Source organism: Pseudomonas viridiflava (assembly GCF_001642795.1).
In the GTDB taxonomy this organism is placed as follows: Bacteria; Pseudomonadota; Gammaproteobacteria; order Pseudomonadales; family Pseudomonadaceae; genus Aquipseudomonas; species Aquipseudomonas viridiflava.
Genome location: NZ_LKEH01000019.1, coordinates 237,051 through 252,834 on the forward strand (window position 1 = coordinate 237,051; position 15,784 = coordinate 252,834).

Annotated in this window: 13 protein-coding genes and 1 pseudogene; 9 read left to right on the top strand and 5 right to left on the bottom strand. The window is 60.4% G+C overall.

The features are described 5' to 3' along the window. Positions 1–56: 56 nt before the first annotated feature. Both AO065_RS07400 and tadA read left to right on the top strand, forming a co-directional pair. Positions 57–1,430 (top strand): multicopper oxidase family protein, encoded by a 1,374-nt coding sequence (locus AO065_RS07400; protein ID WP_004878837.1) that lies wholly within the window; start codon positions 57–59, stop codon positions 1,428–1,430. Then, positions 1,430–1,933 carry a tRNA adenosine(34) deaminase TadA gene (gene tadA, locus AO065_RS07405; RefSeq protein WP_004878839.1) on the top strand — a complete coding sequence of 168 codons (504 nt, stop codon included), beginning with the start codon at positions 1,430–1,432 and terminating at the stop codon, positions 1,931–1,933. Before AO065_RS07400 ends, tadA begins: the two co-directional genes overlap by 1 nt. Here tadA and mltF read toward each other — a convergent pair. Further along, positions 1,930–3,420, bottom strand: coding sequence for a membrane-bound lytic murein transglycosylase MltF (gene mltF, locus AO065_RS07410; protein ID WP_080597859.1), 1,491 nt, complete (start codon positions 3,418–3,420; stop codon positions 1,930–1,932). The genes tadA and mltF overlap by 4 nt on opposite strands. Before the next feature lie 213 nt (positions 3,421–3,633). Between mltF and purL the strand changes: the two genes are divergently transcribed. Both purL and AO065_RS07420 read left to right on the top strand, forming a co-directional pair. Further along, on the top strand, positions 3,634–7,530 hold the full coding sequence (purL, locus tag AO065_RS07415; RefSeq protein ID WP_004878843.1) for a phosphoribosylformylglycinamidine synthase: 3,897 nt from the start codon (positions 3,634–3,636) through the stop codon (positions 7,528–7,530). 16 nt (positions 7,531–7,546) lie between these two features. Next, entirely contained in the window at positions 7,547–7,858 is a 312-nt protein-coding gene (locus tag AO065_RS07420) for a YqfO family protein (RefSeq protein WP_004878845.1), read from the top strand. A 294-nt stretch (positions 7,859–8,152) separates the two neighbouring features. On the opposite strand, the pseudogene AO065_RS07425 reads toward AO065_RS07420, so the two are convergent. Further along, positions 8,153–8,575 (bottom strand): annotated as a pseudogene (locus AO065_RS07425) (L,D-transpeptidase family protein); the annotation flags it as partial. 191 nt (positions 8,576–8,766) lie between these two features. After that, positions 8,767–9,318 carry an NUDIX hydrolase gene (locus AO065_RS07430; protein ID WP_004878849.1) on the bottom strand — a complete coding sequence of 184 codons (552 nt, stop codon included), beginning with the start codon at positions 9,316–9,318 and terminating at the stop codon, positions 8,767–8,769. Positions 9,319–9,467: 149 nt separating this feature from the next. Between AO065_RS07430 and AO065_RS07435 the strand changes: the two genes are divergently transcribed. From AO065_RS07435 to purT, 5 genes are all read left to right on the top strand, one after another. Then, positions 9,468–10,064 (top strand): CoA pyrophosphatase, encoded by a 597-nt coding sequence (locus tag AO065_RS07435; protein ID WP_004878851.1) that lies wholly within the window; start codon positions 9,468–9,470, stop codon positions 10,062–10,064. 58 nt (positions 10,065–10,122) lie between these two features. Then, positions 10,123–10,647 (top strand): gamma carbonic anhydrase family protein, encoded by a 525-nt coding sequence (locus AO065_RS07440; protein WP_004878853.1) that lies wholly within the window; start codon positions 10,123–10,125, stop codon positions 10,645–10,647. Then, entirely contained in the window at positions 10,647–10,865 is a 219-nt protein-coding gene (locus AO065_RS07445; protein ID WP_004878855.1) for a DUF1289 domain-containing protein, read from the top strand. Before AO065_RS07440 ends, AO065_RS07445 begins: the two co-directional genes overlap by 1 nt. A gap of 253 nt (positions 10,866–11,118) precedes the next feature. After that, positions 11,119–11,586, top strand: coding sequence for a VUT family protein (locus tag AO065_RS07450; RefSeq protein WP_004878860.1), 468 nt, complete (start codon positions 11,119–11,121; stop codon positions 11,584–11,586). A 103-nt stretch (positions 11,587–11,689) separates the two neighbouring features. After that, positions 11,690–12,871, top strand: a complete 1,182-nt coding sequence (purT, locus tag AO065_RS07455) for a formate-dependent phosphoribosylglycinamide formyltransferase (RefSeq protein WP_004878862.1) — start codon at positions 11,690–11,692, stop codon at positions 12,869–12,871. Between the two features lie 42 nt (positions 12,872–12,913). On the opposite strand, the gene AO065_RS07460 is transcribed toward purT, so the two are convergent. After that, positions 12,914–14,233, bottom strand: coding sequence for an MFS transporter (locus AO065_RS07460; RefSeq protein ID WP_004878863.1), 1,320 nt, complete (start codon positions 14,231–14,233; stop codon positions 12,914–12,916). 296 nt (positions 14,234–14,529) lie between these two features. Then, positions 14,530–15,774 carry a transporter associated domain-containing protein gene (locus tag AO065_RS07465; RefSeq protein ID WP_004878865.1) on the bottom strand — a complete coding sequence of 415 codons (1,245 nt, stop codon included), beginning with the start codon at positions 15,772–15,774 and terminating at the stop codon, positions 14,530–14,532. Between the last annotated feature and the right edge of the window lie 10 nt (positions 15,775–15,784).

Sequence of the window (15,784 nt, forward strand, 5' to 3'; positions counted from 1 at the left end):
CCCCCGCGCACCGGCCCTCCGGACGCGCCCTGCAGTCGTTTCGAGGTCTTCGCTTTATGTCGTTCACCCGCCGCCAAATCCTTACAGGCATCGCCGGTCTTGCCGTGGTCGGGCTGGGTGCGGGTGGTGCTTCGCGTTATTGGCTGGGGCGCAAGGAGTCGGAAGCCGGTTCTGATTTCGTGCTGATCGCTGCGCCGCTGGACGTCGAGTTGGTTCCTGGCCACAAGACGCCTGCCTGGGCGTTCGGTGGTTCTGCGCCGGGGACGGAGTTGCGGGTGCGGCAGGGCGAGTGGTTGCGGTTGCGGTTCATCAATCAGTTGCCGGTCGAGACGACGATTCACTGGCATGGCATTCGGCTGCCGCTGGAGATGGACGGTGTGCCATACGTCTCGCAGTTGCCGGTCAAGCCGGGTGAGTATTTCGATTACAAGTTCCGGGTGCCGGACGCCGGTAGCTACTGGTATCACCCGCATGTCAGCAGCAGCGAAGAGCTGGGGCGTGGGCTGGTCGGGCCGTTGATCGTTGAAGAGCGTGAGCCGACCGGCTTCAGCCATGAGCGCACGGTCAGTCTGAAAAGCTGGCACGTGGACGAAGAGGGGGCGTTTACCGAGTTCAGCGTATTGCGCGAGGCGGCGCGTGAGGGTACGGCGGGGCGGCTTTCGACGTTGAACGGTGTTCCACAGGCGGTCATTGAGTTGCCTGCCGGGCAGATTACCCGTGTGCGGCTGCTCAATCTCGACAATACCGTGACCTATCGCCTCAATCTGCCCGATGCCGAGGCGCAGATCTATGCGCTGGATGGCAATCCGGTTACGCCGCGTCCGTTTGGCGACGAGTACTGGCTTGGGCCTGGCATGCGGATCTGTCTGGCGATCAAGGCACCGGCGGCTGGCGAGGAGATCTCGCTGCGTAACGGTCCGGTGCGGCTGGGCACGTTTCGTTCGGTCGCCAACAACGACGCGCCGGGCGAATGGCCGCCGGAGTTGCCGGCCAACCCGGTTGCCGAGCCGGATCTGGAGCGCGCCGAGAAGATCAATTTCAATGTCGAATGGGTGGGTTCTGTGTCGGCCAACACCGATAACGGCAAGCCACCGAGCCTGTGGCAGATCAACGGCGAGGCCTGGGACATCACCGACAAGACCTGCGCGGATCGGCCGATTGCCAAACTGAAGCTGGGCCAGAGCTATATCTTCGAATTGAAGAATATGACCCAGTACCAACACCCGATTCACCTGCACGGTATGAGCTTCAAGGTGATCGCGTCCAATCGGCGCAAGATCATTCCGTACTTTACCGATACCTTCCTGCTGGGTCGTAACGAGCGGGCGCGGGTGGCGCTGGTCGCTGATAACCCTGGCGTCTGGATGTTTCACTGCCACGTCATCGACCACATGGAAACCGGTCTCATGGCCGCCATCGAGGTGTCGTGATGCGCCAGCCGCCGATTATCGATCGCAGCAACGATCAATATTTCATGCGCGAGGCGCTGGCGCTCGCTGCGCAAGGCGCGTTGCTGGGTGAGGTGCCGGTGGGCGCTGTGGTCGTGCAGAACGGCGAGATCATTGGTCGTGGTTATAACTGCCCGATCAGTGGCAGCGACCCGAGTGCCCATGCCGAGATGGTTGCTATCAGGGAGGCTGCAAAGGCGGTGGACAATTATCGTCTGCCCGGCAGCACGCTCTATGTGACGCTTGAGCCGTGCAGCATGTGCGCGGGCCTGATCGTGCATTCCCGTGTGGCACGTGTGGTCTACGGCGCGTTAGAGCCCAAGGCGGGCATTGTGCAGAGCCAGGGACAGTTCTTCACCCAAGGGTTTCTCAACCATCGCGTGTTGTTCGAAGGCGGCGTGCTGGGGGAGGAGTGCAGTGGGATGCTGAGCGAATTCTTCAGGTTGCGGCGTGCGGCGAAGGATGCTGAGAAGGGTAAGGCTTAGAGCGCGCTCTTGTCGTCGCTGGCGGCAGGTTCGGGAGTTGAGTCTGATGTCGGTTTGGTCTTGTCGACGCCGGGCACATGCAGATTGCCCTCTGCGACCTGATCGCCTTCGAGCTGCGGCTGTGTGACCCAGGTCAGAATGTCGTAGTAGCGACGGATGTTGGCAACGAAATGCACCGGCTCACCGCCACGGGCATAGCCATAACGCGTTTTGCTGTACCACTTCTTCTGCGAAAGGCGCGGCAGCATTTTTTTCACGTCGAGCCATTTGTTAGGGTTCAAACCCTCGCTTTCCGCCAGCTTGCGCGCATCTTCCAGATGGCCGCTGCCTACGTTGTAGGAAGCAAGAGCCAACCAGGTGCGATCCGGCTCTTCTATCTTGTCGTCCAGCTGTTCCTTAACGTAGGCAAAGTACTTGGCTCCGCCCTGAATGCTCTGTCGTGCGTCCAGCCTATTGGTGACGCCCATGGCCTGCGCGGTGTTCTGGGTCAGCATCATCAGGCCGCGTACGCCAGTCTTGGACGTCACTGCAGGTTGCCACATCGATTCCTGATAGCCGATGGCCGCCAGCAGACGCCAGTCCACCTGTTCTTTCTTGGCGGACGACTGGAAGTGCTTCTCGTATTTGGGCAGGCGTTCCTGCAGATGCTGGGCGAAGGTGTACGCGCCGACATAACCCAGTACGTCGACATGGCCGTAGTAACGGTCTTTCAGACGCTGCAGGGTGCCGTTCTTCTCGACCTTGTCCAGATAGGCATTTATTTCGTTGAGCAAGCTGTTGTCTTCGCCCGGCCCCACAGCCCAGCGCTGTTCGCGGGCTTCACCCAGGTCGAAGGCGACGCGCACGTTGGGGAAATAGACCTGGTTCATTGCCAGTTCGTTGGAATCGACCAGCGTGAGGTCAATCTGGCCTTCATCGACCATGCGCAGCAAGTCGACGACTTCTACCGCGTCGGATTCTTCGTATTCAATGCCGGGATTCTGTACTTTCAGCGCGGCGAGCTGTTCGGCGTGGCTGCTGCCTTTGAGGACGACAATACGTTTGCCGACCAGATCACCCGCATCGGTCGGGCGTGACTGGCCGTTGCGATAGACGACCTGCGGCGTGACTTCGAGGTAAGAGTGGGAGAAGCGGGCCTGCTGCCTGCGCTTTTCCGTGTCGATCAGACCGGCGGCGCCCAGTACCGGGCCTCCCGGCTTGTTCATCTGGTCGAAAAGGTCGTCCAGGTTATCGGCGGTTTCGATCTTCAGTTCCACGCCCAGATCTTCGGCAAAGCGCTTCACCAGCTCGTATTCGAAGCCGGTTTCACCGTTGCGATCCTGAAAGTAGGTGGCCGGACTGTTGCGGGTGACCACGCGCAGCACGCCGTCCTCCTTGACCCGCTCCAGTGTGTTGGGTTTATCCACACAGGCGCTGAGCATCAGGAAGAGTCCGGTTGCGATGAGCCACTTGGCGCAACGAGTGCGGAAATCGGGTCTGAAGAACATCGGTGCAGTATACGCAAAGCGCACCGGGCGCCATATCTCGACAGCGATGCTTGCGTCTGATAGGCAACGGCATTTTGATAGCATTTGTCGCGTTTTCGAAGGTGGAGTGACATTCGGGCGCATGGAATGCTGCCGTTTTGGGTGATCAACGTCCCAGTTTAGGCTAGAATACGCGGCCTCAAAGCACACCCCCTTCCCGAGGCTGTCCCGAAGATGTTGATCCTGCGCGGTGCTCCTGCCCTTTCTGCCTTCCGCCACAGCAAATTACTAGAACAACTGAAACAAAAAGTTTCAGCTGTCAGTGGCTTGTACGCTGAATTCGCTCACTTCGCCGACGTCACTGACGCTCTGTCCAGCGAAGAACAGCAGGTTCTCGACCGTCTCTTGAAATACGGCCCAAGCGTGCCGGTTCAAGAGCCGAGTGGCCGTCTGTTTCTGGTGTTGCCACGGTTTGGCACCATTTCGCCATGGTCGAGCAAGGCCAGCGACATCGCTCGCAACTGCGGTCTGGCGAAGATTCAACGCATCGAACGCGGGATCGCCTTCTATGTAGAAGGCCAGTTCAGCGACGCCGACGCTCAGTCCATTGCCGACAGCCTGCACGACCGCATGACTCAACTGGTCCTGGGCGACCACGAGCAGGCTGCCGGTCTGTTCAGCCACGCTCAGCCCAAGCCGTTGACGGCGATTGATATCCTGGGTGGCGGTCGCGCTGCGCTGGAAAAGGCCAACGTTGAATTGGGTCTGGCTCTGGCCGAAGACGAAATCGACTATCTCGTCACCAGCTTCAACGGGCTGGGTCGCAACCCGCACGACATCGAACTGATGATGTTTGCCCAGGCCAACTCCGAGCACTGCCGCCACAAGATTTTCAACGCCAGTTGGGACATCGACGGCCAGAGCCAGGAAAAAAGCCTGTTCGGCATGATCAAGAACACCTATCAGATGCACAGCGAAGGCGTTCTGTCTGCTTATAAGGACAACGCTTCGGTGATCGTCGGCAATGTCGCCGGTCGCTTCTTCCCGGATCCGGAAACCCGCCAGTACGGCGCGGTGCAGGAGCCGGTGCATATTCTGATGAAGGTCGAGACGCACAACCACCCGACCGCAATCGCTCCGTTCCCGGGCGCATCGACCGGTTCCGGTGGCGAGATTCGCGACGAAGGTGCAACCGGTCGCGGCGCCAAGCCGAAGGCGGGTCTCACCGGTTTCACCGTTTCCAACCTGCAGATTCCGGGCTTCGTGCAACCCTGGGAGAAGCCTTACGGCAAGCCCGAGCGTATCGTGACGGCGCTGGACATCATGATTGAAGGCCCGCTGGGTGGCGCGGCGTTCAACAACGAGTTCGGCCGTCCTGCGCTGACCGGTTACTTCCGTACCTTCGAGCAATCGATCACCACACCGCATGGCGACGAAGTCCGCGGTTACCACAAGCCGATCATGCTGGCTGGCGGTATGGGCAACATTCGCGAAGATCACGTCCAGAAGGGCGAGATCACTGTCGGTTCCAAGCTGATTGTGCTGGGCGGTCCGGCCATGCTGATCGGTCTGGGCGGCGGTGCTGCTTCATCGATGGCGACCGGCACCAGTTCTGCCGATCTGGATTTTGCTTCGGTTCAGCGTGAAAACCCTGAAATGGAGCGTCGTTGCCAGGAAGTCATCGACCGTTGCTGGCAGTTGGGCGACCGTAACCCGATCAGCTTCATCCATGACGTGGGTGCCGGTGGTCTTTCCAACGCTTTCCCTGAGCTGGTCAACGATGGCGGTCGTGGCGGTCGTTTCGAGCTGCGTAACGTTCCAAACGACGAGCCGGGCATGGCCCCGCTGGAAATCTGGAGCAACGAATCCCAGGAGCGTTACGTTCTGGCGGTGGGCGTTGAAGACTTCGACCGCTTCAAGGCGATCTGTGAGCGCGAGCGCTGCCCGTTCGCTGTGGTGGGCGAGGCGACTGCCGAGCCACAACTGACCGTGACCGACAGCCATTTCGGCAACAACCCGGTGGACATGCCGCTGGAAGTGCTGCTGGGCAAGGCCCCGCGCATGCACCGTTCGGTCGAGCGTGAAGCCGAGATGGGCGACGATTTCGATCCGAGCACCCTGGACATCGAAGAAAGCGTTCAGCGCGTGCTGCGTCATCCGGCGGTTGCCAGCAAGAGCTTTTTGATCACCATCGGCGACCGCAGCATTACCGGCCTTGTGGCCCGCGATCAGATGGTCGGTCCGTGGCAGGTGCCTGTCGCTGACTGCGCTGTGACGGCCACCAGCTTCGACGTCAATACCGGCGAAGCCATGGCCATGGGCGAGCGGACTCCGCTGGCGCTGCTGGATGCCCCGGCATCGGGTCGCATGGCCATCGGCGAAACCCTGACCAACATCGCGGCCTCGCGCATCGAGAAGCTGTCCGACATCAAGCTGTCGGCCAACTGGATGTCGGCGGCGGGTCACCCGGGTGAAGACGCCCGTCTGTACGACACCGTGAAAGCGGTCGGTATGGAACTGTGCCCTGAGCTGGGCCTGACTATTCCGGTGGGCAAGGACTCCATGTCCATGAAGACCCGCTGGAGCGATGACAGCGAAGAGAAGAGCGTCACGTCGCCGCTGTCGCTGATCGTGACCGGCTTCGCGCCTGTGGTTGATATTCGCAAGACCCTGACCCCAGAGCTGCGCATGGACAAGGGCATCACTGACCTGATCCTGATCGATCTGGGTCGTGGCCAGAACCGTATGGGCGCCTCCATTCTTGCCCAGACTCACGGCAAGCTGGGTCGCCTGGCTCCGGACGTCGATGACGCTGAAGACCTCAAGGCGTTCTTCGCCGTGGTTCAGGGTCTGAATGCCGACGGCCACATCCTGTCCTACCACGACCGTTCCGACGGTGGTTTGCTGGTCAGCACCCTGGAAATGGCCTTCGCCGGTCATTGCGGCCTCAAGCTGCACCTCGACGGTCTGGCTGACAATGCTTCCGAACTGAACGAGATTCTGTTCAACGAAGAACTGGGTGCGGTCATCCAGGTTCGTCAGGACGCCACGCCGCTGGTGCTGGCTCAGTTCAGCGCGGCCGGTCTGGCAGATTGTGTGTCGGTCATCGGTCAGCCGGTGAACAACGATGAAGTTGTCATCAGCTTCGCGGGCGAGCCGGTCTTCATCGGTCAGCGCCGTCTGCTGCAGCGTCAGTGGGCTGAGACCAGCTATCAGATCCAGCGTCTTCGCGACAACGCGGAATGCGCCGATCAGGAATTCGACGCGCTGCTGGAAGAAGATAACCCTGGCCTGACCGTCAAGCTGGGCTTCGATGTCAACGATGACATCGCCGCCCCGTACATCAAAACCGGTGTGCGTCCTCAGGTGGCTGTGCTGCGTGAGCAGGGCGTCAACGGTCAGGTTGAAATGGCTGCTGCGTTCGACCGCGCTGGCTTCAACGCCATTGACGTGCACATGAGCGACATCCTGGCCGGTCGTGTCGATCTAAACGACTTCAAGGGCATGGTTGCCTGTGGCGGCTTCTCTTACGGCGACGTATTGGGTGCCGGTGAAGGCTGGGCCAAGTCTGCGCTGTTCAACAGCCGTGCCCGTGATGCGTTCCAGGGCTTCTTCGAACGTACCGACAGCTTCACCCTGGGTGTGTGCAACGGTTGCCAGATGCTCTCCAACCTGCACGAACTGATTCCGGGCAGCGAGTTCTGGCCGCACTTCGTACGCAACCGCTCCGAGCAGTTCGAAGCCCGCGTTGCGATGGTGCAGATCCAGGAGTCGCCGTCGATCTTCCTGCAAGGCATGGCCGGTTCGCGCATGCCGATCGCCATCGCTCACGGCGAAGGCCACGCAGAGTTCCGCAACGCTGATGCGCTGCTGGAAGCTGACGTGTCCGGAACGGTCGCACTGCGGTTCGTGGACAACCACGGCAAGGTCACCGAAACCTACCCGGCCAACCCGAATGGCTCGCCGCGCGGTATCGGCGGTCTGACCACCCTCGACGGTCGCGTCACCATCATGATGCCGCACCCTGAGCGTGTGTTCCGCGCTGTTCAGAACTCGTGGCGTCCTGAGGACTGGAATGAAGACGGCGCCTGGATGCGCATGTTCCGCAACGCCCGCGCCTGGGTTAACTAAGGCGGGCTGGCGGCAGATGTACAAGCTGGCCTTCTTTGTTCCGCCGAGCCATGTGGACGAGGTCAAAAATGCCGTATTCGCTGCTGGTGCAGGGCGGATCGGCGCTTACGACCAATGTTGCTGGCAAGTGCTCGGCCACGGTCAGTTCCGCCCGCTGGATGGCAGTCAGCCATTTATCGGGCAGGACGGCGTGGTTGAGCAGGTGGAAGAGTGGAAGGTCGAGCTGGTTGTGGCCGATGAGCTGATTCAGCAGGCAGTGGCGGCGCTCAAGCAGAGTCATCCCTACGAAACGCCGGCTTATGAAGTGTGGCGGCTGGAAGCGTTCTAGGTTCTGTCGCTGAAATGCCTGTGTGTCAGCACGAATGGGACGCGGAGCGTCCCGGGCTGCATACCCATGCGGAGCATGGGCACGATCAGTGTGCAGGGGTAGCAAGCGTCCCGGGCTGCATGCCCTGCGGAGCGTCGGCACGATCAGTAGGAGGTCTTGAGCGTCCCATGATGCATGGCCGCGCAGAGCGCGGGCGCTATCCGGGAGATCATGATCGTTCCCACGCTGCGTGGTAACGCCTCTCAGGACGCTCCGCGTCCGGTCTCAAGTTCACACCGAGTCTGACTGGTCTGACTAAGGCCTTATCTCGATCATCGTCCCGTCTTTCACCAGATCCCATATCTCGCGCATGTCGTTGTTCTTCAGCGCGATGCAGCCGTTGGTCCAGTCGAGGGTATGGAAATACCACTCCGGGTACTCCTCATCCACCGGCGTGCCGTGAATCATGATCATGCTGCCCGGCTTTACGCCCTCACGCCGTGCGCGCGCCGAGTCCGAAATGTTCGGGTAGGAGATGTGCATCGAGAGGTTGTAGTTACCGCTTGGCTGACGCCAGTCGAGCCAGTAGAAACCTTCAGGCGTACGCTGGTCGCCTTCCTGAAGTTTGGTGCCCTTGGGGTTCTTGCCCAGAGAAATCCGATAGGTCTTCAACGCTTCGCCGCCGCTGATCAGTTGCAACTGACGCACCGACTTGAGCACCAGCACCTTGTCGATTTTCTTGTCGGCGATGCTTTCGGTGTTGATCACCTTATTGTTGATGATCTTCTGTTCACTGCCCTTGGGCACGATGGTTTGAGTGAAAGCAGCCTGGGACAGCGGGACGAACAACATGCAGACGAAAGCGAGCAACCAGCGCATTACCATTTCCCTGAGGGCTCAAGAGAGCCAATCTCGATTGCGAAGCTGAATTAAGAAACCTGCATTGGGCGTGAAGGGGGAAGGGCACTGGTATGAACCGGGTAAACCTGCCGACGCCGATCCGCGAAGAAGCATTCTAGGGTACGCCTGACCGTCATGAAAGCCAGGTCTTGCCACGGAATGTCGGCTTCTTCGAATAATTGCACTTCAAGGCTTTCAATACCGGCAGCGAAGTCCTCGGTTGCCATCTCTGCGCGGTAGAACACATGCACCTGATTGATGTGTGGCACATCGATCACTGAGTACAGATGCAGCTCGCCCAGGGTCGCACAGGCTTCTTCGACTGTCTCGCGCCGTGCCGCCTGTTCGATGGTCTCGCCGTTCTCCATGAACCCGGCTGGCAGTGTCCAGAAGCCCAGGCGCGGCTCGATGGCGCGACGGCACAGCAACACCTTGTCGCCCAGCGTCACCAGACAACCGGCGACGATGTTGGGATTCTGATAATGAATGGTGTGGCAATGCTCGCAGACATACCGCAGGCGGCTGTCGCCTTCGGGGATACGCTGGATGACGGGGTTGCCACACTGGCTGCAAAATTTCATGGTGTCGGTCGATAGTGAATGCAGGCGCTATCTTGGCTTGTCCCGCCGCCGATGAGCAAGCGTCTATGTGGGGCGACTTGTCCTACAAGGGCTTGGGCACTTCGCAGCTTTGGTGCATAGTGCCGGTAAGCAACAGATCGAGATTTGCCATGCTGGATGAGCTACTTCGCCGTGTAGTCAGTCATACGCCGGACACCCTTGAGACGGATCGCTCCTTTCCCGAGGCCGCAGTGCTGGTGCCTGTCACTCGCAGTGACGAACCGGAGTTGATTCTGACCCTGCGCGCCAGCGGGCTTTCGACCCATGGCGGCGAAGTCGCCTTCCCCGGCGGGCGGCGTGATCCCGAAGACCCGGACCTGATTTTCACGGCCTTGCGCGAGGCCGAAGAAGAGATTGGCCTGCCACCCGGTCTGGTGGAAATCGTCGGCCCGTTGAGCCCGCTGATCTCCAAGCATGGCATCAAGGTCACGCCTTACGTGGGCGTGATTCCCGACTTTGTCGAGTACCGGCCCAATGATGGTGAAATCGCCGCCGTGTTCAGTGTGCCGCTGGAGTTCTTTCGTCAGGACACCCGCGAACACACGCACCGGATCGACTACGAAGGACGCAGTTGGTACGTCCCCAGCTACCGTTATGGCGAGTACAAGATCTGGGGGCTGACCGCAATCATGATCGTCGAACTGGTCAACGTGATGTACGGCACGCAGATCAGCCTGCATCATCCGCCCGAACGTTCTACCACCTGAGCACCGTGTCATCCATAAAGCGTCATGCCCAGGAGCATGGCCAGCCTGAGGAAACCGCATGAAATACCGACTGGGAGATTCCCGCGTCCAGACCGATCCGCAAAGCTGGGTCGCACCCAATGCGGTGCTGATCGGCAAGGTCAGGCTGGAGGCGGGGGCCAGTGTGTGGTTCAACACCGTGTTGCGGGGCGATAACGAACTGATTCATATCGGCGAAAACAGTAACGTGCAGGACGGCACAGTGATGCACACCGACATGGGCTCGCCGCTGAACATCGGCAAGGGCGTGACCATAGGCCACAACGCCATGCTTCACGGCTGCAGCGTTGACGATTACAGCCTGATCGGTATCAACGCGGTCATCCTCAATGGCGCGAAAATCGGGAAGTACTGCATCATCGGCGCGAATTCACTGATCGGCGAGGGCAAGGTCATTCCTGATGGTTCGCTGGTGATGGGCTCGCCGGGCAAGATTGTCCGCGAGCTGACCGATGTGCAGAAGAACATGCTCGAAGCCAGCGCTGCCCATTACGTCCACAACGCCCAACGCTATGCCCGCGACCTGGCGGTGCAGGAAGATTGATGAGCACTGAATCGATAGTCGAAAAGCCGGTCCGTTCGCCCTGCGTCAGCATTTGCGCGCTGGACGAAGATGATATCTGCACCGGCTGCCAGCGCACCGTCAGCGAAATCACCCGCTGGAGTCGCATGAGCAATGACGAGCGTCGTGTTGTGCTCGGCCTTTGTGATGATCGGGCCAGGGCCAGCGGGATGATGTGGACGGTGGGTGGCAAGGGTTGAGCCCTGCCGAATCATAGCGCCGTCTCTTATCAAACAACCTGTAAATTACTGAAGAAACGCGATTTTGTGGGAGCGGACTTGTCCGCGAATACTGCGTTTCAGGCGATGAATATTCGTCGGATGTACTGGCCTTTTCGCTGACAAGTCCCCACGCGTTTGCTTCCGATCAAGCCAGCAGCGCTTTGGTTACTCCCACCCCGGCTTTCCCTGCTGCTACCATTGGCACCCATTTTTCAGGCAACAGTACCCGCACATGCTTTTTCTGATCGCCTACATCGGCAGCGTCGTGCTGATCAACTTCGCGTTTTCCAGTGCACCTCATCTGGACATCATCTGGTCGGCCTGGGGCGGGCTGGTGTTCGTGCTGCGCGACATGGTGCAGATCCGGTTCGGCCACGGCGCGATTCTCGCCATGCTGGCGGCGCTGGTGCTGTCCTATGTCACCAGCGATCCGACCATTGCCCTGGCCAGTGCCACAGCATTTGCGGTATCCGAATGCATCGACTGGCTGGTATTCAGCATCACCAGGCGACCACTGCGCGATCGTCTGTGGATCAGTTCGGCGTTGAGCATTCCGCTGGACACCTTCATCTTCTTCGGCATGATCGACGCCCTGACAACACCCGTGATTCTGACCGCGCTGCTCTCCAAGTTTGCCGGAGTGACCGTTGTCTGGATGATCATGGCCTGGCGGGCACGCAACAACGCTTGTCCGGGTTGAGCCCCCATTTGTCGGGGCTTCATGGTAAATTGCGCGCCTTTCTCCACAGCGGTTGCTCGCACACGGCGGGCTACCCTCGATATCTGCTCCACGAGGACCTGAGATGACTCAAATCGGAACTCCACTGTCGCCTACCGCGACGCGCGTACTGTTCTGCGGCAGCGGCGAGCTGGGCAAGGAAGTCGTGATCGAGCTGCAACGCCTGGGCGTCGAAGTGATTGCGGTCGACCGCTATGCCAACGCCCCGGCCATGCAGGTTGCGCACCGCAGCCACGTGGTCAACATGCTCGACGGCGCCGCGCTGCGCGCAGTGATCGAGGCCGAGAAGCCGCATTTCATCGTTCCGGAAATCGAGGCCATCGCCACCGCCACGCTGGTAGAGCTGGAGGCCGAAGGTTTCACCGTCATCCCGACCGCTCGCGCTGCACAGCTGACCATGAACCGCGAAGGCATCCGTCGTCTGGCCGCTGAAGAGCTGAAGCTGCCGACTTCGCCTTACCACTTTGCCGACACCTTCGAGGCGTACAGCAAGGCTGTCGATGATTTGGGCTTCCCATGTGTGGTCAAGCCGGTCATGAGTTCGTCGGGCAAGGGCCAGAGCCTGCTCAAAAGCGCTGACGACGTACAGAAAGCCTGGGATTACGCCCAGGAAGGCGGTCGTGCCGGTAAAGGCCGTGTGATCGTCGAGGGGTTCATCGACTTCGATTACGAAATCACCCTGCTGACCGTGCGTCATGTCGGCGGCACCACATTCTGTGCGCCGGTCGGCCATCGTCAGGAGAAGGGCGATTACCAGGAATCCTGGCAGCCACAGGCCATGAGCCCGGCAGCGCTGGCAGAGTCCGAGCGCGTGGCCAAGGCTGTGACCGAGGCGCTGGGCGGTCGCGGCATCTTCGGTGTCGAGCTGTTCATCAAGGGCGATCAGGTGTGGTTCAGCGAAGTGTCGCCGCGCCCGCATGACACCGGTCTGGTGACACTGATTTCCCAGGACCTGTCGCAGTTCGCCTTGCACGCCCGCGCCATTCTGGGCCTGCCGGTTCCGTTGATCCGCCAGTTCGGCCCGTCGGCTTCGGCTGTGATTCTGGTCGAAGGTCAGTCGACGCAGACCGCGTTCTCCAACCTCGGTGCAGCATTGGCCGAGCCGGACACTGCGTTGCGTCTGTTCGGCAAGCCGGAAGTCAATGGTCAGCGCCGCATGGGCGTAGCCCTGGCGCGTGACGAGTCCATCGAAGCCGCCCGCGCCAAAGCCACCCGCGCATCGCAGGCGGTCAAGGTCGAGCTGTAACGTTATCCCTGATCGTGCCCAAGGGCACGATCAGGGATGTGTTCAACCCACCTGATTCAAGTCCTCATGGCGTGTCTCTTTCAGGCACAGCACCGCCAGCACGCTGATCAGCGCCGCCGCCGACACATACCCGCCCACCCAGCTCAGTCCTCCCATCGCTACCAGTTTCTGGGCGAAGAAGGGTGCGACCGAAGCCCCGACGATTCCCCCCAGGTTGTAGGCAGCCGATGCCCCGGTGTAACGCACTTGCGTCGGAAACAGCTCCGGTAGCAATGCGCCCATCGGTGCGAAGGTGACGCCCATCAGGAACAGTTCGATGCACAGGAACAGCGCCACGCCCCATGTGGTGCCGTGGGTCAGGAGCGGTTCCATGGCAAAGCCCGACAGAATCGCCAGCACGCCACCGACCAGCAGCACCGGTTTGCGTCCGAAACGGTCGCTCGCCAGCGCTGCCAGCGGCGTGGCAGCTGCCATGAACAGGACAGCGAAGCACAGCAGCCCCAGGAAGGTTTCCCGCGTATAGCCCAGTGTCGAGACGCCGTAGCTCAGGGAAAACACCGTCGAGATATAGAACAGCGCATAGCACACCACCATCGAAGCGGCGCCCAGCAGCATTGGCTTCCAGTGATCGCGGAAGGTTTCCACGATGGGCATTCTGACCCGCTCATGACGAGCCATGGCCTTGGCGAAAACCGGGGTTTCTTCAAGCTTCAGGCGCACGTACAGCCCGACCATGACCAGCAAGGCGCTGAGCAGAAACGGAATCCGCCAGCCCCAGGCTCGGAACTGCTCGTCGCTCAGGGTCATCGCCAGAGTCAGAAACAGACCGTTGGCAGCAAGAAAGCCGATCGAAGGACCCAGCTGCGGAAACATGCCGAACCAGGCGCGCTTGCCCTTGGGCGCGTTTTCCGTCGCCAGAAGCGCAGCGCCGCCCCATTCGCCACCCAGTCCAAGCCCCTGGCCGAAACGCAGCACGCACAGCAGGATCGGCGCCCAGGCACCGATGGTTGCGTAGCCCGGCAATACGCCAATGAGGGTGGTGCAGATGCCCATCAGCAGTAGCGAAGCGACCAGTGTCGATTTGCGGCCGATGCGATCACCAAAGTGGCCGAACAGTGCCGAGCCCAGCGGGCGCGCGAGGAAGGCGATACCGAAGGTCAGAAATGACGACAGCATCTGTGCGGTGCCGGACGTTTGCGGGAAGAACACCGGGCCGATCACCAGTGCGGCGGCAGTGGCGTAAACGTAGAAATCATAGAACTCGATGGCCGTGCCGATGAAGCTGGCCGTGGCGACGCGAGTCGCGGAGTTGGCAGGCGGCGCGGCTGCGTTGTCTTCGTGAGCGGTTGAGGTGCTGGTCATGCGGTTATCCCTGACGGTCATCTTGCCGGTCGGCAGGGCATGCGCGACGGCAAGTCTTCGTTATTGTGGTTGTTACGTCATTATGGCGCAGCGCTGAGCAGCGTAGCCCGGTTGGGCGAGAGGGCAAAGGCCGCGCTCATGGGTAAGGGCGCGAGCCAGAGAAATTGAAGCGTTCAGGCTACAGGCCTATCGTCTGGCGTGCGGGTAGCACAACGACGGCCGGGCTGGATAAGCGTCTCGATTATAGGAAGCGGACTGGACCTGAAACAAGTGCTTACACGGCGCTGAGTCGTTCCTTACTTGAAAACCAGGCTCGGCGCGTTCTGCCACATGGCGACGCGCGTGACGCGGTTGTCTTCGGTTTCCAGAATTTCCAGTCGGTATGGACCAATTTTCAGGCAGACCGGCGCTTCGGGAATGGTCTCCAGTGCCTCGGTGACCAGTCCGTTCAGGGTTTTCGGGCCGTCAGACGGCAAGTGCCAGCCCAGGCTCTTGTTCAAATCGCGGATGGAGGCGGCACCTTCCACTTCCAGACGGCCGTCTTCCTGACGTTTGATGTGCGGATTGTCGAGCGTCTGCTCGCTTTCGAACTCGCCGACGATTTCCTCGAGAATGTCCTCGAGCGTCACTATGCCCAGCACTTCGCCATACTCATCGACGACTACGCCAAGGCGACGCTGCTGCTTGTGGAAGTTGAGCAGTTGCAGTTGCAACGGCGTGCTTTCTGGTACGAAGTACGGTTCATAGCAGACCGACAGCAGCTGTTCCTTGGTCAGCGTGCCCTTGGGCAGCAGGTGGCTGATGTCGCGGGTGTTGATGATGCCTTGCACCTGATTGATGTCGTTGTGAAACACCGGCAGGCGCGTGTGACGGGAAATGATCAGGCGCTCGATGATCAGCTCGATGGAGTCGTCAAGGTTGACGCCGTCCACTTCGCTGCGCGGAATCAGGATGTCATTCACGGTGATGCTGTTCAGTGCGTGAATGCCGGACAGCACGTTAGCGCGTGGGTAATGTTCCTGAACGCCGTCGTGATGAGGGGTTTGCTGTGCTTCTTCGTCGAACTCCCGGCCAGGGTCCTGCACATTGCCCTTGAGAACCGGACGCAGCAGGGTTTTCGCAAGGGTATTGAACACCCAGGTCACCGGGCGGACGATCATCATCGGCAGGCGCAGCAGGCCGTTGCCCAAGTGCAGTGTCGAGACGGGGTAGCGACTGGCCAGACGACGCGGCATGTACTCGCCAAACACCAGCAACACGCCAGCGGTGCCCAGCCAGGCCACGGTCGGCCCGTTGTAGAACCGGTAATCGGCGGCAATCAGGGTCGCAATGACGGTGATCAGCACCCTGATCAACGTATTACAGAGAATCAGGCTGTTGAGGTTGAAGGCCAGCTCAGGCAGTGTCGAGTCGCCGGGACGGCTGCCTGCGCGCATGATCTTGAGTTGCTGGTGCGCGTTCTCCACCGCCGTGAACAGGCCGGACCAGAGTATCAATAGCGCCAGAACGCCAAGCAGCGGGGCGATAGGCAGGTTATCCATGATCATCGCC